The following is a 17,624-nucleotide window of genomic DNA, read 5'->3' as shown; positions in this document are numbered from 1 at the left end:
GATCAGCCCTTGTACGCCTTGGCCGCTTCGGCCTCCAGCTTCGCCGCGGCGCCCTGGGCGTCGCCGGGGTTCGCCAGGAAGTCCTGGAGGGCCTTCCACTCGCCGCTCCCGGCGGTGCCGCCGAAGGCTGCGGGGGTCTGGTCGGACATGTCGAAACGGAAGCCGTCCCCGGCGTCGATCAGGGACTTGGCGAGCCGCCGGGTGGTGTCGTCCGGGTAGAGGGCGGGGTCGACCGCCTTGTTCGGCGAGAGGAATCCGCCGGCCTTGGCCCAGACGGCGGCGGCCTCGGGGCTGGCCAGGAACTCCACCAGCTTCTGGGCCGCGGCCTGGTTCTTTCCGGCCTTGAGCACCACGGCCGCGTCGCCGCCGCCCATCACCGGAGCCTTCCCGCCGTCGACCGCGGGGAACGGGAAGAACGCCGCGTCGGTGCCGATGGTCCTCTTGAGGTCTCCGGAGATGACGCCGGCGACGAAGTCGCCCTCGTAGGTCATGGCCGCCGTGGGCTTCGGGCCGAAGACCTGGGCGACCGAGGCCGGGAAGTCGCTCTGCAGGGCGGCATGCCCGCCGCCGGGGATCATCGTCGGGTCACCGAAGAGGGTGCCGAGCGTGGTGAGGGCCTTGACCACGGACGGATCGGTCCACGGGATCTGATGCTTGGTCAGCTTGTCGTACATCTCGGGGCCGGCCTGCGAGAGGTAGACGTTCTCGAACCAGTCGGTGAGCGGCCAGCCGGCCTGTCCGGCGACGGCGAACGGTGCCGTCCCCGAGTCCGCGACCGCCTTGCCCGCCTTGAGCAGCTCCGCGAAGGTCGCGGGCGGCTGGACGCCCGCGTTCTGCAGCGCCTTCGGGCTGTACCAGATCGTGGACTTGTCGGCGGCCTTGAAGTACAGGCCGTACTGCGTCCCGTCGACGCTGCCCAGGCTGGACCAGACGGGGGCGAAGTTCGCCTTGGCCGCGGCGGTGACGCCCGGCGCCAGCGGGCTGAGCCAGCCCTGCTGGGCGAACTGCTGGATGACGCCCGGCTGCGGGCACATCACCACGTCCATCGCGTCACCGCCGGCGATCTTGCTGCCGACCAGGGTGGAGAGGTTGTCGCCGGTGGAGATGAAGGTCGTGGTGGCGCCGGTCTTGGCGCTGAAGGCGTCCAGCACCTTCTTGAACGCCTCCTGCTCGGTGCCGGTCCACACGGCGGCGACCGAGACGCTCTGGCCCTCGAGTTCACGGCCCGCGGCCTCGCCGCTGCCGGGGGTCGTGCCGCCGGCGCAGGCGGTGGCGGTGGCGGCCAGGAGTGCGGCGGCGGCCAGGGCGGTGGTCGTGCGCTGGAGTTTCATCGTGGGGTCTTCTCTCTGGTGGGAGTGGGCGGCGGGTGGTCCGCCCCGGGGGTCCCGAGGGGGGCGGGACCGGGAGGTGGTGGTGGAGGGTGGTGGTGGGACGTCAGGGGCGGTGGATCCACCAGGCGGCGGTGGCCGGCGGCAGGACGCCGGGCGGGCACGGGCCGCTGGCGAGCAGGGGGGCCGAGGCGACGGGCGCGGGCGACGGGCCGTCGCCGAAGTTGACGGCGCAGACGAAGCCCTCACCCCGCGCGAAGGCCAGCACGCCGGGCGGGGACTCCAGCCAGCGCACCGCCGCCTCGCCGAACTGGGGCAGTGAGCGCCGCAGTTGGAGCGCCTCGCGGTACAGGTGCCAGAACGAGCCGGTGTCGGCGAGCACCCGCTCGACGGTGTGGGCCGCGAAGTGTTCGGGCTGCGGCAGCCAGGGGTGGGCGGTGGCGCCCTCCGGGCTGAACCCGAACGGCGCCCGGCCTCCGGACCAGGGCAGCGGGATCCGGCAGCCGTCGCGGATGCCGACGCGGCTGCGGGTCCGGTGGAAGATCGGGTCCGTGATGAGCTCGTCGGGCAGGTCGGTGACCTCGGGGAGGCCCAGCTCCTCGCCCTGGTAGAGGTAGGCGGCGCCGGGCAGGGCGAGCATCAGCAGGGCGGCCGCGGCGGCCCGGGCCGGCCCTAGGACCTGATCCCCGCCGGCGAAGCGGGTGACGGTGCGGACCTGGTCGTGGTTGTTGAGCACCCAGGTGACGGTGGAGCCGGTGGCCGCGATGTCCTCCAGCGCGCCGGCGATCACCGTCCGGAAGTGGTCGAGGTCCCACGGGGCGTGCAGGAGGTGGAAGAAGAAGGCCTGGTGCAGCTCGTCCGGGCGGACGTACTTGGCCTGCTCGGCGGGGGTGGGCACGGAGGCCTCGCCGACCAGCAGCCGGTCCCGGCCGTCCTTGGCGGTGTACTCCTCGCAGACCGCGCGCCAGGCACGCCACACCGCGTGCACCTCGGGCTGGTTCCAGGCCAGGGGGTTGACGGAGTCGCGGGTGCGCTCGTCGGCGTCCGGGTCCGGGGAGTCGGGCAGCTGCGGGTGCTTGAAGAGGCCGGCGGCCACGTCGATCCGGAAGCCGTCCACGCCGCGGTCCAGCCAGAACCGCAGGACCCGGTCGAACTCCTCGGCGACCGCCGGGTGGCGCCAGTTGAAGTCCGGCTGCTCGGGTGTGAACAGGTGCAGGTACCACTGTCCCGGCCGCCCGTCGGACTCGGTCACCCGGGACCAGGCGGGGCCGCCGAACATCGCCCGCCAGTTGTTGGGCGGCAGCGCGCCGCCCGGTCCCCGGCCGTCGGCGAAGTGGAAGCGGGCCCGCTCGGGGCTGCCCGGCCCGGCCGCCAACGCGGCCAGGAACCACGGGTGCTGGGAGGAACAGTGGTTGGGCACGGTGTCCACCACCAGCTTGAGGCCGAGCAGCCGGCACTCCTGGACCAGCGCGTCGAACTCGGCGAGGTCGCCGTAGACCGGGTCCACCGCGCAGTGGTCGGCGATGTCGTAGCCGTGGTCGCGCTGCGGGGAGACGTAGAAGGGGTTGAGCCAGATGCCGTCGACGCCCAGTCGTCTGAGGTAGCCGAGCCGCTCGCGCACCCCGGCCAGGTCGCCGATGCCGTCGCCGTCGCCGTCCTGGAAGCTGCGGACGTAGACCTGGTAGATCACGGCGTTCCGCCACCAGGCCTGCCCGGCGCCGGGGGCGGAGGCCGGAACGACGACCGGGGCGCTCACCGGGGCGGTCGTCGGGGCGGGGACGGACACCCCGGGTGGACCGGCCGGTCCGGCAGGGAGCGTGGGCGTGATCATCTTTCACCATCTCTCAGGCAGCGCGAGACACCGGGCCGCCTCCGGGGAGACAGCCTTCATACATGCGCGTTATGTATATCGTCAGGCATGCGTGCCCGGGAAGTAGGACAGCGAGCCGAATTTACATAGAGGTTGCCGGCGCGACTCACTCTCGCGCTAGATACACGTTAGGTATGTGTGCCAGATGGGCCCCGGCGGAGCCCAGCAGGGCCCCGGCAGCCTCCCGGTTCGGACACGGGAGGCGCGGCGACGCGGCACGGGTGCCGGCCGGGCCGGACGGGCGGACGGCGCGCCCGGGCCTCAGCGGACGATGTCCCGCAGATCGCCGGCCAGCGCCGCCAGACCGTCGGCGGCCGTGCGCCGGCCCAGCAGCACCTCGTACGACGTCGCGCTCAGCGCGAGGCTGAGCTGCTGGTACTGCGGGATCCCCGGACGGGAGCCCGCCGCGAGGACGGCGTCGCGCAGCACCGGCAGGTAGGGGAAGCGCTCCAGCAGCTCCGGGTCCTCGTACAGGTCGGCCCAGACCGGCGGCAGCCCGCCGCGGACGAGGACCTGCCGCTGCACGTCCCGCCCGGACAGGTACGCGATCAGCGCCCGGGCCGTCCGCTGCCTGCGCGAGAAGCGGCTCACCGCGAGCGCCGAGCCGCCCAGCACGCCGCTGCCCGGCCCGTGCGGCCCCGGCAGCGGGACGACCCCGAACCGCCCGGCCACCGCCGAGCCGCCGGACGCGGCCTGCGGGTACACGTACGGCCAGTTGCGCAGGAACAGCAGGCGGCCGCTCTGGAAGGCCTCCCGGGACTCCTCCTCCTGGTAGCGCAGCGCCTCCTGCGGGATCCAGCCCCCGCGCAGCCCGCCGGCCAGGAACTCCAGCCCGGCCTGCGCCTGCCGGCTGTCCACCACCGGTGTGCCGTCGGCGTCCAGCACGTCACCGCCGGCCGAGCGCACCGCCTCCAGCACGTTGACCGTCAGCCCCTCGTACGGCGAGAGTTGGCCCGCGTACCCGGCCATTCCGTTCGCCGGCGCCACGGCGCCCGACAGCCGGGCCAGCTCCGCCCAGGTGGAGGGCGGACGTTCGCCGGCCGCGTCCAGGATGTCGCTGCGGTAGTACAGCATCGCCGCGTTGGTCACGTACGGCACGGCGTACAGCCGGCCGGCGAAGCGTGCGGAGGACAGCACGGGCGGCAGGAAACCGCCCAGCGGGAACTGCGCCTCCTCCAGCGGGGTGATCCAGCCGCGGGCGGCGAACTCCGCCGTCCACACCACGTCGAGGTTGAGCACGTCGAAGCGGCCGTTCCCGCCGCCGAGCTGGGCGTGCACCTCGTCGGCCGCCGCCGGGAGCTCGACCAGCTCGGCCGGTTCCGCGGGGTGCGCGGCGTTCCATCCGTCCAGTACGCCCCGCAGGTAGCCGGCCGTGTCCTTCCCGGTGGCCAGGGTGACCGGCCCGGTGCCGTCGGGGTCGCCCGGCGTCGCGGCGTCGCCGGCGAGCGCGCGCCGGCCGAGCACACCGCCGGCGGCCAGCACCGCACCGCCCACCAACAGCTGCCCGAACCGCCGCCGGTCCCACGGGTGTCGATCGCGGCGGGAGTCCTCGGCCGGCTGGGTCCCCATCGAACCTCCCGAACTCCGCCCGGCGCGCGAGCGCCGGGAATGTGTCAACCTATACCGTCCGACCTCGGCTTCGTCCCTGTCACCCCCTACTGTGTGATCGAGGTGTGACCGACCGAGCGAGAGGAGGTGGCGTCCCGGTGCGCCATCAGCTGCTGGCCCTGCTGGCCAGACAGCCCGCCTACGGCTATGAGCTCAAGCAGGGGCTTGAGCAGACCTTCGGAGCGGCGTACCCTCAGCCGAACATCGGGCAGATCTACGTCACCCTGAGCCGGCTGGAGAAGAGCGGCCTGATCGACGGCCATGAGGTCGCACAGGACGGCAGACCGGACAAGAAGGTCTACCGGATCACCGAGAAGGGCACCGAGGAACTCGCGGCGTGGTTCGAGGCGCCGACCGACGGTCCGCGGGTCCGGGACGAGTTCTTCATGAAGCTCGTCCTGGCGCCCGGCACCGACCTCGCCGACCAGCTGGCGCTGATCAACAACCAGCGCCGGCACTGCCTGAACATGATCCGGGGGCTGAACCGCCTGGCCGCCGAGGAGCGTGGCAACCGGGTCTCCCAACTGCTCATCGAGGGGGCCGTCCTGCATCTGCAGGCGGATCTCGACTGGCTGGAACGCTGTCAGGAGGAGTTGACGTGACTGCCGCGGAACCGGCCGAGGCGGCCCACCCGACCGAGTCGCCCGGGGTGGCCGGGCCCGCACGGCCGGCCGTACCGGACGACGCGGCGCCGCCGTTGCTCGCCGCGGACGATCTGGTCAAGTCGCATCGCAGCGGCTCGGCGACCATCCCCGCGGTGCGCGGCGTCAGCCTGCGGGTGCACGCCGGCGACTTCGTGGCCGTCACCGGCCCCTCCGGCGCCGGCAAGTCGACCCTGCTCCAACTGCTCGCCGGACTGCTCCGGCCCGACCAGGGAACACTCCGACTGACCGGCCGCAGGGTGGAACGGCTCGGCGAGGCCGACTGGGCGGTGCTCAGGCGCCGCCACTACGGCATCGTCTTCCAGAGCGGGAACCTGCTGTCCACCCTCAGCGTCGCCGACAACGTCGAACTGCCCGCCCTGCTGACCGGGACCCCCACCCGCGTCGCCCGGGCCCGCCGCCGCGACCTGCTGGAGGAACTCGGCCTGTCGGACAAGGCCCGCAGCGGCCCCGGCGCGCTCTCCGGCGGCGAACGCCAGAAGGTCGCGCTGGCCCGGGCCCTGGTCAACGACCCCGACCTGCTCCTCGCGGACGAGCCGACCGGCAACCTGGACAGCCGCAGCGCCCGCGAGGTGCTCGCGCTGTTGACCCGTTACCACGCGCTCGGCCGCACCATCGTGCTGGTCACCCACGACGCCCGGGTGGCCGGCAGCGCGGACCGTGTGGTCAACCTCTTCGACGGCCGGATATCGGACGACGCCCGGCTGGACGAGCCCTCGGGCAGCCGGGTCCGCCGCGTCCTCGGACTGGGAGGCTGAGGCCTTGCACGCCGTCCTGCGCTGGATCCGAGCCGACCTGAGATCCCACCGACTGCCGTCCCTGCTGGTGGTGGCCGCGACCGCCGGCACGGTGGCCGCCCTGCTGCTCGCCGGCACGCTGCTGGACACCGCCACCGACCCCTGGCTGCGGACGTACCGGCAGGCCGGCGCACCACAGGTCAGGATCGACACCGGCCCGCCGCCCGCGCCCGGGCGGGACGCGGGCGAGCCGGCCGGGAACACTCCGGCCCGCGACGATCCGGGCCCGGACGACCCGGCCCTCACCGCGCTGGCCGGACTGCCGGGTGTCCTCGCCGTCACCGTCCAGCAGCGCACCACCGACGCGACCCTGGTGGGCCTCGACCGGGCGGCGCCGGCCGGGGCCGGGGCATCCGCCCCCGACCAGGGCACGGGCCATCGGATCCCCCTGACCGTACGGGCCGACGGCCCCGGCGCGCCGCGGCCGCTCCTCACCACGGGCCGCTGGCTGGACGCCGCCACCGCCGACGGGCTGGTGCTGGAACGCTCCGCCGCCGAAGCGGCCTGGGCCCGCCCGGGCGACCGGCTGACCGTGCTCGGCGCCGACGGGCGGCTGGTCGGTCTGCAGGTGCTCGGCATCGCCGACAGCCCGGACCAGATCGCCTACCCCGAGGCCGGGTTCGGTCTCGGCTGGGTGCTGCCCGCCACCCTCGACCTGATCCAACCCGACCACGCCGCCCAGGGCCGGACCGTCGGCCTGCGGCTCGCCGACCCCACCACCGCCGACTACGCGGCCCAACGCGCGGTGACCGCCGTCGGCGCCGGGCGTGTCACCCGCCTGGCGACCTGGACCCAGGCGCGCGCCTCGCGCGGGCAGGACGACCGCCTCACCGGTCTGCTGCTCGGCCTGTGCGGCCTGGCCGCGCTGCTCGCCGCCGCCCTCGCCGTCGCCGGTGCGGCGGCCGGCCGGATCCGGGCCCGGACCGGCGACATCGCCCTGCTCAAGGCACTCGGATTCACCCGCGGTCAGGTCGTGCGGATGTTCACCGCACAGCACCTGCTGCTCGCCGGGACGGGGGCGCTCATCGGCTGGGCCGGCGCCGTCCTCGCCGTCCACCTGTCGCGCAGCCTGGGCGCCGCCCCGGCGACCCCGCACCGGCTCCTGCCCGTCTCACCGTCCGTGACCGGCGCCGTCGCCGTCGCCACACTGGCGGCGATCGGGCTGGCCGCGGCACTGCCCGCCCACCGCGCCTCCCGGGTGGCCCCGGTGCCGCCCGCAGACGGCACCGTGCCCGGCGACCCGGCCCCCCGCCCGGCCCGGCTCGGCGCCCTGCGCCGGCTGCCACCCGCACTGGTCCTCGGTCTCGGCAGCGCCGTCCGCGACCGCGGTCCGAGCGCCGTGACCGTCCTGCGCCTCGCCGTACCGGTCGCGGTCTGCACCCTGGCCATGAGCACCTGGGCCACCCTCGACGCCGTCGCCCGGCCCTCGGGCGGAGTGACGCCCGCGGCCCTCACCGTGCGCCCCGCGACGGCGGACGGCGCCCGCGACGACCAGGAGCTGCGCCGACTGCTCGCCGCCGACCCGGCGGCCGCCGGCGTCTACCCCGGCGCCGAACTGCAGACCCTGGCACCGGGCCAGGCCGCCACCCTCACCCTGCGGGCGCTGGGCACCACCGTGGCCCCCTACCCCTTCCACGTGGTCGAGGGCCGCGCCGCCCGCGGGCCCGGCGAGGCGGTGGCCGGGCAGGGCGCCCTCGACCTGCTGGACGTCAAGATCGGCCAATGGGCGCGGGTGACCACCGGGGACACCCCGCGCATCCTGCACGTCGTCGGCCGCGTCCTGGAGCCCGACCAGGGCGGCCGCGTCATCTCCACCTCCCTCGACACCCTCGACCGGCCCGGCGACCCGCACGGGCCGGCGTTCTACAGCGTGGTACTGCGCCCGGGCGCCGACCCGGCCACCGTCCAGCGCGAACTCCCCACCCGGACCGGCCTCGGCGCCCGGCTCGACGTCCGCCCCGCCCCGGACCCGGCCGCGCAGCTGACGGCCCTGCGCGGATCGGTGATCGGCCTGGTCGCCCTGCTGGGCCTGATCGTGCTGGCCGAGGTGCTGACCGCCGCGGCCACCGGCCTGCGCGAGCACCACCACGACCTGGCCCTGCTGCGGGCGATCGGACTCACCCCACGCCAGGCCGGCGCCATGATGGCCACCCGCGGCACCGCGCTCGCGCTCGCCGCCACCGCCCTGGGTACGGCCGTCGGGCTGCCGCTGTCGCGCTGGCTGATCGACCGGCAGGGCCGCGCGGGCGGCGTCGGCGCGGGCATCGCCCACGGCGCCTCGCCGGGCGCCATCGTCGCCGTCGCCATCGTGGCCGCCGCCACCGCCGCCGCCGTCGCCACCCTGCCCGCACTGCGTGCCGCCCGCCTCCCCAACGGCGGCATCCTGCGGGAGAGCTGAACAGGGCACCGGCCCGGGGCCGCCGCAGGTGCCGAGGTGTGTGCCGAGGCGCGTGCCGAGGTTCGCCACCGGGCCTGCGGCGCGTGGCCGCCCAGTGGCGAACTCCTCGCCTGCGAGCAGTCGCGAGGAAGCTCTGTGCAGCTCTCGCATCGCTGCGGCAGGATCGCGGGCATGGACGAGCAGACCACCGAGTGGGTGACCCTCTGGAGTTTCGCGAACGTGGCCGGTGCTCCGCGGCCGGGCCGGCTGATCGTCGATTGACTGCGCGCCCGGGGGATCGACTGGTTCCCGTTCGACGGGCGGGACGTCCGCATCGACCTGATGTGCGGGATCGGCGCCGACGGACACTGGCACGGCACCGTCGTGGTGAGCATCGACGCCGCGGTCCTGCGCCGGCTGGGCCTGCATCCCGAGCAGCCCACCGCCGGCCCGGCGGACCCGCCGCCGCCGACGTGGTGGGGCCCGTGGGCGCGCCGGGGTGAGCGGAGGTTCCTGTAGTGTTACCGGCTCGGGCGGCGACCGCGCCGCCCCGCACCGAGGAGGTGGGACCCATTACCGCTGTGGTTGTCCGGGTGCTCCCGTCTCACGGTCCTTCGCTCTGACGCAGGCGACCGCGGAAGTGCCCTTCGGTGTTCCGGAAGGTTCTCATGTCTGCTCCGTCGTCAGCTCCCGCGTTCTCCTCCGTCGTCTCCCGGCTGCGTGCCGCCGGCTGCGTCTTCGCCGAGGACGAGGCGCGGCTGCTCCTCTCCTGTGCGCACTCCCCCGCCGAACTCGCCGCCATGGTGGACCGGCGGGTCGCCGGTCTCCCGCTCGAACACGTGCTGGGCTGGGCCGAGTTCGCGGGCCTGCGGGTCGCCGTGGACCCGGGGGTGTTCGTCCCGCGCCGCCGGACGGAGTTCCTCGTCGAACGGGCCGTCGCCCTGGCCCGGCCCGGTGCGGTGGTGGTCGACCTGTGCTGCGGCTCGGGCGCACTCGGCGCCGCGCTCTCCTGCGCCGTGGCCGGGGTGGACCTGTACGCCGCCGACGTCGACCCGGCCGCGGTGCACTGCGCCCGGCGCAACGTCCCCGCCGAGCGGGTCTTCGAGGGCGACCTGTACGAGCCGTTGCCCGCCGGCCTGGCCGGCCGGGTCGAGGTCCTGCTCGCCAACGTGCCGTACGTCCCGAGCGGGGAGATCGCGCTGCTGCCCGCGGAGGCCCGCGAGTACGAGGCGCGGGTGGCGCTGGACGGCGGCGCCGACGGGCTGGACGTCCTGCGGCGGGTGACGGCCGGGGCGTCGCGGTGGCTGGCGCCCGGTGGGCACCTGCTGTTCGAGACCAGTGAACGGCAGGCCCCGTCGGCGGTGGAGACGGTCGCCCGCAGCGGGCTGGTGCCCTCGGTGGCGGTCTCCCAGGAGCTGTACGCGACCGTGGTGACCGCCACCAGACCGCTCGGATAGCGCCCCCGGCCCCGGCCCTCCCGGGGCCGGGGCCTCCTGCTTCTCCTCCTCCTCCTCCTCCGATCAGAGCGCCACGAACGCCGCCCACACGGCGAACGGGGCGATCACGCACACGCCCGCTCCCCAGCGCAGCAGACCCTGGTACGTCGCGGACCGGACGTGCTCGGGTGCGTTGGCGACCACCAGGGCGCCGTTGGTGGAGAACGGGCTCGCGTCGACCACCACGGCGGCCGAGGCGAGCGCGACGACCGTACCGGTGGTCGCGATCGAGCCCGAGGCGAGGAACGGAGTGGCGAGCGGCATCAGCGCGCCGAGTATGCCGGTGGTGGAGGCGAAGGCCGACACCAGCCCGGCGACGTAGCAGATCAGCAGGGCGGCGAGCAGCGGGGCGCCGACCGCCGCGATCGACGTGCCGAGGGAGTCCACCACGCCCAGGCGCTGCAGCAGGGCGATGTAGGTGACGATCCCGCAGACCAGCAGGACCACCGGCCAGGCGATCTCCCGGGAGGCGTGCTGGGCGGTGCTCCGGAAGGCCAGGCCGAGGGCCGCCGCCAGGGTGAGCGCGGACAGGCCGGTGTCCAGGCCGAGGAGGGTGGTCCCGGCGAGCAGGAGGACCAACGCGACCAGGGTGGCGATCTGTTCGGCCCCCGGCGTCGGCGGGACCGGATCGGCGGGGGCGTCCTCGTCGGCGACCGCGGCGAGCGTGCGCCCGCGCCCGAAGACCAGCCAGGTGACGCCGGCGGCCGCGGCGTTGACGGCGAAGGTGCCCGCGAACAGGGCCGTCGCGTCGACGTGGAGGTGGTTGGCGGTGAGGGAGGAGTTCACGATGCCACCGAGGATGCCGGTGGGGGCGAAGCTGCCGGCGGCCGCGCCGTTGACGGCCATCAGGCCGACGTAGAGCGGGCTGATCCGGTGGCGGACGGCGAAGGTGATGCCGATCGGGGCCAGGATGGCGACCGCTGCCGGGGAGGCAGCGCCGGTCGCACACAGCGCCGTGGCCAGCAGGAACAGGATCCAGGGCACCACCGCGGCGCGGTTGCCGGCGGCTCGCACCGCGGCGTGGACCAGCCAGTCGATCGTGCCGTTGGTGCGGGCGATGCCGAAGAGGAAGGTGACGGCCACCAGGACGACGAACATGTCGGCGGGGAAGCCGGCCAGCATCTCCTTGGCGGGGTGTCCGAGCCACACCGTGCCGAACAGGAACGCCGAGATCAGGGCGAGGATGCCCATGTTGAGGCCGCGCAGGGCGGCCAGCACGAAGACTGCGACCAGGATCAGGACGCCGATCAGATCGGTGGACATGGCGGGGTCCCTTCCGGGGTGTGGTTCGCGGGCTCGTCGAGCCAGGCGAGGACGGCGTGGGTGTGCTCGCCCAGCGCGGGCACGGCCCGCAGGCGGGCCGTGGTGCGCCCGTGCACGGTGACGGGCGGGATCAGGCCGCTCAGTTCGCCGACCGGACTGTCGAAGGCCGCCCAGCGGCTGCGTGAGCGCAGTTGGACGTGGTCGGCGAACTCCCGCACGGTGCGCTGCTTCGCGTGGGCGATCCGGGCGTCGTCCAGTCGGGCGAGGAGTTCGGCCTCGGTCAGGCCGAGCGTGGTCTCCCGTACCAGGGTGTCGAGTTCGGCCCGGTGCCGGACGCGGTCGGCGTTGCCGGTGAAGCGGGCGTCGCCCAGCAGCGCGGGCCGGCGCAGCACCGTCTCGCAGAAGGCCGCCCACTCGTGGGCGTTCTGGAGCCCGAGCATCACGATCCGCCCGTCGCGGGTCGGGAAGGGGCCGTAGGGGGCGATGGTGGCGTGGTCGGCGCCGGTACGGGCGGGCGGCGCGCCGCCGTAGCGGGTGAAGTACTCGGCGTACCCCATCCACTCGCCGAGCGCTTCGAGCATGGCGACCTCCAGCCGGGTGCCCTTCCCGGTGCGGGCGCGTTCCAGCAACGCGGTGAGGATGCCGGAGTACGCGTACATGCCGGCGCAGATGTCCGCGATGGACAGGCCGACCTTCGAAGGCGTGTCGGGCGTGCCGGTGATGGACAGCAGCCCGGCCTCGCTCTGCACCAGCAGGTCGTACGCCTTGCGGTCGCGGTGCTCGCCGGTACTGCCGTAGCCGGAGATGTCGCAGGCGATCAGGCGGGGGTGGCGGGCGGCGAGGGCGGTGTGGCCGATGCCCAGGCGGTCGGCGGCGCCAGGGGCGAGGTTCTGGACGAGGACGTCGGCCCGGTCGACCAGCGCGTGCAGCCGCCGGTTGCCCTCCGGGGAGCGGACGTCCAGTTCGACGCTCTCCTTTCCGCGGTTGAGCCAGACGAAGTGGCTGGACATGCCTCGGACGGTGCGGTCGTAGCCCCGGGCGAGGTCGCCGGTGCCGGGTCGTTCGATTTTGATGACGCGGGCGCCCAGGTCGGCGAGCTGCCGGGTGGCGAACGGTGCCGCCACGGCCTGTTCGAGGGAGAGGACGACGAGGCCGGCGAGTGGGCCGTCCTCGGGCCCGGCTCCCGGACTGTGCGGGGAATGCGGCTCTGGCATGGAAGCGGTCCTCCAGGGTCCTGATCGGATGTGGAGACACTTTCCGCCGCCCGCGGGCCGCTGTGAAATGACGGATTGTCGGTGGGTCCATGCCCGCGCCGCATAGTTCGGAACTGGGCCCGGATCATGCACAACACGCATGGGGGAGCGCTGATTTCGTCATTTCACGCGGGCTGATCCCGCTTCCGAGAATGGCGGTATGACGAACAACGACGACCGAACCGAGACCACCGTCGACCGGGCCCCCGCGGAAGGTTGGCCCGGCCGCTACTTCGAGGACTTCACGGTCGGGGACGTGTACCGGCACCCCCTGGGCCGGACGGTGCTGGAGACCGACAACTCCTGGCTGACCCTGCTGACGCAGAACACGGCGCCGCTGCACTTCGACCGGCACTACTCGGCCGGGACGGTGTGGGGCAGGCCCCTAGTCGACTCCACCTTCACCCTGGCCCTGGTGACCGGGCAGAGCGTCACCGATGTCTCCCAGCACGTGATGGCGAACCTCGGATGGGATCGCGTCCGCCTGCCGAACCCGGTGTTCGAGGGCGACACGGTCTACTCGCAGTCCGAAGTGCTCTCGGTCCGGCCCTCGGCCAGCCGGCCGGACGTCGGCGTGGTCACCGTCCGCACGATCGGGTTCAACCAGGACGGCGTCATCGTCATCACGTTCGAACGCACTCTGCTGGTCTACCGGCGCGGCCACGGGCCGTCGTTCCAGGCGGTGGAACCGGTGTGGGACGAGCGATCCAGGGCCGCGGCCGGCCTGGACGGGTGACGAGCCGACGGCCACCGCCGACGGACCCCGCAGCGACCGCTGCGGGATCCGTCCTGTTTGGCGCGCGCCGGGCGCGCGGGGGCTCACCCCGACGTCGGCTCCTGCGCCGCCGCGGTCGCCAGCAGGTCGCGGGCGTGCTCCAGGCGCGGGCGGTCGATCATCTCGCCGTCCAGCCGGACGGCCGCGCCGTCGCTGTGCGCGACGCTGTCGACCACGCGGCGGGCCCAGGCGAGTTGTTCCGGGTCCGGGCTGAAGGCGGCGTTGACCGGCGCGATCTGTGCAGGGTGCAGGCAGAGCTTGCCGGTGAAGCCGCCGGACCGGCCGCGGAGCGCCTCGTCCCGGACGGCTTCGACGTCGTCGAGCTGCATCGCGGGGCCGTCGATGGGCCCGCGCAGACCTGCCGCCCGGCTGGCAAGGACCAGCCGGGTGCGGGGGTAGGCCCAGGCCTCGGGGGCGTCGCCCAGGCCGGTCTCGCGCCGGAAGTCGGCGACGCCGAAGGCGAGGGCGAAGGTGGCGGGCTCGGCGGCGACCGCGAAGGCGTTCTCGATCCCGAGTGAGGTCTCGACCAGCGCGACGACCGGCGTGTCCGCGGGCAGCAGGGCGGCTGTTGCGGCGACCGCCTCGGGGTGTTCGGCCTTGGGCAGCATCACGCCGGCGAGCACCGGCAGCCGGGCGGCGACGAGCAGGTCCGCGCGCCAGTGGTCATCGGACCGGTCGTTGACGCGGACCCAGACGGGCGGGCCGCCGGCGTCGAGGCGGCCCAGGCACGCCCGGGCGAAGTCCTTGCGGTCGGGGGCGACGGCGTCCTCCAGGTCGAGCACGACCGCGTCCGCGGCCGGCCCGCCCGGCCGGGGGTAGCGTTCGGGCCGGTCGGCCGGGGTGAACAGCCAGGATCGGGCGTGGCGCGGGTCGGGAACCATCAGCTCTCCTCGGAGGTGGACGCGCAGGTGATGTCGAGGCCCGCGCGGACGGTGCAGCGACGGCTCACCGCCTCGGTCTCGACCCACTGCGCGAGGTGGCGCACGATGGCGAGGCCCCGGCCGTGCTCCCCCTCCTCGCGGGGGATCCGGCGGCAGGCGCACGCGGGCGGGGCGGTGCCGAAGTCCGACACCTCGACGCACAGGGCCCGGTCGCACAGGGACAGGCTGACCGACATCCTCGCCCCGCCGTGCTCGGCAGCGTTGGCGCCCAGCTCACCGACGATCAGGACGGCCGCCTCACGGGCGGTCTCGGCGACACCCCACCCGGCCAGCACGGTCGAGACGTAGTGCCGCATGGTGCACACCAGACGGTCCTCGGCGGACAGGACCAGCACGCCGCGGCGGGGCGCTGCGGTGACCGGGGGCCGGCCGGCGGTGGAGGTGTTTCCGCTCATATGGCCATGCTCGGACCGCGCGACCCCCGCTGTGAAATGACCGGTCTGCGGCGACCTCATGCCCCAGACGTATCGCCGCAGCTCACAGCCGTGGATCCGGCGGGCTCACCCGCCGGGGAGCCGCGCGGTGGAGCAGACGTACGCGTAGAACCGCGCCACGACTGCGGCCCGCGGCCCCCCGGCGGGCACGATCACGCCGATCGTGCGGTGCGCCCCCGGGTCCGCGAGCGGCACCCGGACGGCGCGGCCCTCGTGCGTGGCCTCGTCACCCGTGCTCGGCACCACGGCCACCCCGAGTCCGGACGCCACCAGCGTGCGCAGCGTGCTGAGTTCCGTGCACTCCAGGACGATCCGGGGAGTGAAGCCGGCCTCCGCGCACAGCCGGTCGGCCACCTGGCGCAGCCCGTACTCCGGTTGCAGGGCCACGAACTCCTCCTCGGTGAGCTCCGCCGTCCCCACCCGCGGGCGGACGGCGAGCGGGTGCCCGGCGGGGACCAGCAGGCACAGCGGCTCGTCCTGGAGGGCCGTCCAGCGCAGGTCGTCGCCGGCCGGGCGGGGGCTGGTGATGCCGAGGTCCAGCCGGCCACGGCGCACGCCGTCGACCACGACGTCTGCCGCGCTGCCGCGCAGCTCGAAGGTGGTCCCGGGTGCGAGAGTGCGGTACCCGGAGAGGATCCGAGGGACCAGCCAGGTGCCGTACGAGTGCAGGAAGCCGAGCGCGATGGTCCCGGTGTCGGGGTCGACCAGGGTGGCGATGCGCTGCTCCGCGAGGTCGATCTCGCTGATCGCTCGAACGGCGTGGGCGCGGAACACCTCGCCGTACTTGTTGAGGCGCAGCCGGTTCTGGTGCCGGTCGAACAGTGGGACGCCGATCCGCTTCTCCAGCCGCGCGATGGCGCGGGAGAGCGTCGGCTGGGCGATGTTGAGGCGCTCCGCCGCGGAGGTCACGTGCTCGGACTCCGCGAGAGCCACAAACCACTGCAACTCTCTGATCTCCATGTGCCCACCATACGCGCGGCGCATCGTCGCACCTCGGGCCGCGTCGCCGCAGCGCCGGTCCGGGGTCAGGTCCGGGCGGGGCGGCGCTCGGCCGGGTGTCCGCGGTCGGTGTCCGGGGCGGGGTGGGGTGTCCGGGACGCGAGGGCGCGGACGTCCGGTCGGGTGAGGGAGGTGGCCCGGTTCACCAGCAGCTCCCGCAGGGCGAGCTCGGCGGCGGGGTCGGCGGGGGTGACGACGGTCAGACAGTGCTCCCCGCCCTGGAGGGTGGCCAACAGGTCGTAGTGGACGGTCAGCCCGCCGACCGTCGGATGGTGCAGGCGCTTGGTGCCGTGGGCCCGCTGGCGCACCGTGTGGTCGTCCCACCAGGTCCTGAACTCCGCGCTCTCCGAGCGGAGTTCGGCGACCACCTCGCGGAGCCGCGGGTCCTCGCGGTGCCGTGCCAGGTTGGCCCGCAGGTTGCCGACGGTCTCGCGGGCCACCTGGGTCCAGTCCAGTTGCATCGCCCGGGCCCTGGGGGCGAGGAACAGCAGACGGGCCATGTTGTCCGCCTCGCCGGTGCCGAAGTCCTCGCCGAAGAGCGCCGCCGCGGCGGCGTTGTGCGCCTGGACGTCGAGGCGGAAGTCGACCAGGTACGCGGGCAGCAGCGGCAACCCGTCCAGCAGGACCCGCAGCGAGTCCGGGACCGGCAGCGGGAGGTGCCCGTCGACCGGGGACTCGCCGCGGGCGATCACGTGCAGGTGCCGCCGTTCGGCGGGCGACAGCCGCAGGGCCTGCGCCACCGCGTCGAGCACGGCGGCGCCGGGGGTGCCGACCCGGCCCTGTTCGAGCCTGATGTACCAGTCGATGCTGACGGCCGCCAGCTGGGCGACCTCCTGGCGCCGCAGCCCCGGCGTGCGCCGCCGGTCCGTCGTGGGGAGCCCGACGTCCCCGGGTGTGCGGCGGGCCCGCATGGCGCGCAGGAACTGCGCCAGCTCGGTGTGCGGCCGGGCGGGTCGGCGGGGTGTCGTCGGTTGCTCCACACGGTCCATCGTCCGGCATGGCGCCGCGTCGGCCCAGCGCCGGGCCTGGCACTGCGAGTACCAGCATCGGGAGGGCCTTCCCGGCCGCCCGGCGCGCCGTGATCGTGGAGGCAGGCAACGCTCAGGAGGGCACCATGAATTCATCCGTCCAGGTCACCGACTCCGGCACGGTCGCCGGCTCCGGCACGGACACCGCGGCCGGCACCGAGGACGCCGGGGGCTTCGGCTACCGTCCGGTCCGCACCGGCGTTCCGGGCGGCGTCGCGCGCTTCACCGTGACCAGCCCCGACCTCGCCGACGGCGGCGCGTTCCCGGCCGAGGCGTGGGCCGCCGCGTTCGGCTGCTCGGGCGCCAACCGGCAGATCGGGCTGGAGTGGAGCGGGGCGCCGCAGGGCACCCGCAGCTACGCCGTCACCATGTTCGACCCGGACGCGCCCACCGGCGCCGGGTTCTGGCACTGGCTCACCTGGGACCTCCCCGCCGACAGCACCGGGCTGGACAGCGGGCTGCCGGCCGGCGCGGTCGCCGGGACCAGCGACTCCGGCGGCACCGGGTACTTCGGCCCCTGCCCACCGGTCGGCGACCTGCTGCACCACTACGAGATCAACGTGTACGCGCTGGACGTGCCCAGCCTGCACCTGCCCGCCGACACCCCGCCGACCGTCACGGCCTTCACCATGGCGGGCCACATCATCGGCCACGCCCGCCTCACCGCGACGGCCCGGCGCTGACGCCCCGGGGTGTCCCGCCGGGCCGGCGCCCCGCGGGGCCCCCCCGCCCCCCCCCCCCCGGGGCCCGGGGGCCGCCGGGGGAGCGGGGCGGGGGGGCCGGAAGCTAATAA

General features: G+C 74.6%; 16 protein-coding genes. 7 read left to right on the top strand and 9 right to left on the bottom strand.

Annotated features, from left to right (window positions below; genetic code table 11):
• Positions 1–2 precede the first annotated feature (2 nt).
• The 3 genes from ACIOFR_RS20650 to ACIOFR_RS20640 form a co-directional block, all read right to left on the bottom strand.
• Positions 3–1,331: an ABC transporter substrate-binding protein gene (locus tag ACIOFR_RS20650; protein ID WP_400999255.1), complete on the bottom strand. Its 1,329-nt coding sequence runs from the start codon at positions 1,329–1,331 to the stop codon at positions 3–5.
• A gap of 103 nt (positions 1,332–1,434) precedes the next feature.
• Positions 1,435–3,159, bottom strand: a complete 1,725-nt coding sequence (locus tag ACIOFR_RS20645; RefSeq protein WP_400999253.1) for a glycoside hydrolase family 13 protein — start codon at positions 3,157–3,159, stop codon at positions 1,435–1,437.
• 300 nt (positions 3,160–3,459) lie between these two features.
• Positions 3,460–4,767, bottom strand: a complete 1,308-nt coding sequence (locus ACIOFR_RS20640; RefSeq protein ID WP_400999251.1) for an ABC transporter substrate-binding protein — start codon at positions 4,765–4,767, stop codon at positions 3,460–3,462.
• Positions 4,768–4,904: 137 nt separating this feature from the next.
• Between ACIOFR_RS20640 and ACIOFR_RS20635 the strand changes: the two genes are divergently transcribed.
• The 5 genes from ACIOFR_RS20635 to ACIOFR_RS20615 all read left to right on the top strand — a co-directional run bounded on the left by ACIOFR_RS20635 (position 4,905) and on the right by ACIOFR_RS20615 (position 10,099).
• Positions 4,905–5,408 (top strand): PadR family transcriptional regulator, encoded by a 504-nt coding sequence (locus ACIOFR_RS20635; RefSeq protein WP_400999250.1) that lies wholly within the window; start codon positions 4,905–4,907, stop codon positions 5,406–5,408.
• 47 nt (positions 5,409–5,455) lie between these two features.
• Positions 5,456–6,226 carry an ABC transporter ATP-binding protein gene (locus tag ACIOFR_RS20630; protein ID WP_400999516.1) on the top strand — a complete coding sequence of 257 codons (771 nt, stop codon included), beginning with the start codon at positions 5,456–5,458 and terminating at the stop codon, positions 6,224–6,226.
• Positions 6,227–6,230: 4 nt separating this feature from the next.
• Positions 6,231–8,663, top strand: a complete 2,433-nt coding sequence (locus ACIOFR_RS20625) for an FtsX-like permease family protein (RefSeq protein ID WP_400999248.1) — start codon at positions 6,231–6,233, stop codon at positions 8,661–8,663.
• Positions 8,664–8,984: 321 nt separating this feature from the next.
• Positions 8,985–9,161 carry a hypothetical protein gene (locus ACIOFR_RS20620; RefSeq protein WP_400999246.1) on the top strand — a complete coding sequence of 59 codons (177 nt, stop codon included), beginning with the start codon at positions 8,985–8,987 and terminating at the stop codon, positions 9,159–9,161.
• Between the two features lie 149 nt (positions 9,162–9,310).
• On the top strand, positions 9,311–10,099 hold the full coding sequence (locus ACIOFR_RS20615; RefSeq protein WP_400999244.1) for a putative protein N(5)-glutamine methyltransferase: 789 nt from the start codon (positions 9,311–9,313) through the stop codon (positions 10,097–10,099).
• 63 nt (positions 10,100–10,162) lie between these two features.
• Here ACIOFR_RS20615 and ACIOFR_RS20610 read toward each other — a convergent pair whose 3' ends face one another.
• Together ACIOFR_RS20610 and ACIOFR_RS20605 are read right to left on the bottom strand one after the other, a co-directional pair.
• Entirely contained in the window at positions 10,163–11,401 is a 1,239-nt protein-coding gene (locus ACIOFR_RS20610) for an SLC13 family permease (protein WP_400999242.1), read from the bottom strand.
• A complete protein-coding gene (locus tag ACIOFR_RS20605; protein WP_400999240.1) occupies positions 11,386–12,615 on the bottom strand; it encodes a CaiB/BaiF CoA transferase family protein in 1,230 nt (409 codons plus the stop codon). Before ACIOFR_RS20605 ends, ACIOFR_RS20610 begins: the two co-directional genes overlap by 16 nt.
• A gap of 199 nt (positions 12,616–12,814) precedes the next feature.
• On the opposite strand from ACIOFR_RS20605, the gene ACIOFR_RS20600 reads away from it, so the two are divergent.
• Positions 12,815–13,390 carry a MaoC family dehydratase gene (locus ACIOFR_RS20600; protein ID WP_400999238.1) on the top strand — a complete coding sequence of 192 codons (576 nt, stop codon included), beginning with the start codon at positions 12,815–12,817 and terminating at the stop codon, positions 13,388–13,390.
• 83 nt (positions 13,391–13,473) lie between these two features.
• Here the strand turns inward: ACIOFR_RS20600 and ACIOFR_RS20595 are convergent, their stop codons facing one another.
• The 4 genes from ACIOFR_RS20595 to ACIOFR_RS20580 all read right to left on the bottom strand — a co-directional run bounded on the left by ACIOFR_RS20595 (position 13,474) and on the right by ACIOFR_RS20580 (position 16,783).
• Positions 13,474–14,310, bottom strand: coding sequence for an HpcH/HpaI aldolase/citrate lyase family protein (locus tag ACIOFR_RS20595; protein WP_400999236.1), 837 nt, complete (start codon positions 14,308–14,310; stop codon positions 13,474–13,476).
• Positions 14,310–14,765 (bottom strand): ATP-binding protein, encoded by a 456-nt coding sequence (locus tag ACIOFR_RS20590; RefSeq protein ID WP_400999234.1) that lies wholly within the window; start codon positions 14,763–14,765, stop codon positions 14,310–14,312. Before ACIOFR_RS20590 ends, ACIOFR_RS20595 begins: the two co-directional genes overlap by 1 nt.
• A gap of 105 nt (positions 14,766–14,870) precedes the next feature.
• Entirely contained in the window at positions 14,871–15,764 is an 894-nt protein-coding gene (locus tag ACIOFR_RS20585) for a LysR family transcriptional regulator (protein ID WP_400999232.1), read from the bottom strand.
• A 65-nt stretch (positions 15,765–15,829) separates the two neighbouring features.
• Positions 15,830–16,783 (bottom strand): helix-turn-helix transcriptional regulator, encoded by a 954-nt coding sequence (locus tag ACIOFR_RS20580; RefSeq protein ID WP_400999230.1) that lies wholly within the window; start codon positions 16,781–16,783, stop codon positions 15,830–15,832.
• A 134-nt stretch (positions 16,784–16,917) separates the two neighbouring features.
• Between ACIOFR_RS20580 and ACIOFR_RS20575 the strand changes: the two genes are divergently transcribed.
• Positions 16,918–17,514: a YbhB/YbcL family Raf kinase inhibitor-like protein gene (locus tag ACIOFR_RS20575; RefSeq protein ID WP_400999228.1), complete on the top strand. Its 597-nt coding sequence runs from the start codon at positions 16,918–16,920 to the stop codon at positions 17,512–17,514.
• Positions 17,515–17,624 lie beyond the last annotated feature (110 nt).

The organism is Kitasatospora sp. NPDC088346, from assembly GCF_044740765.1.
GTDB lineage: Bacteria > Actinomycetota > Actinomycetes > Streptomycetales > Streptomycetaceae > Kitasatospora.
Note: the sequence above shows the minus strand (reverse complement) of the source record. Positions and strands in the feature narration are given on the sequence as shown.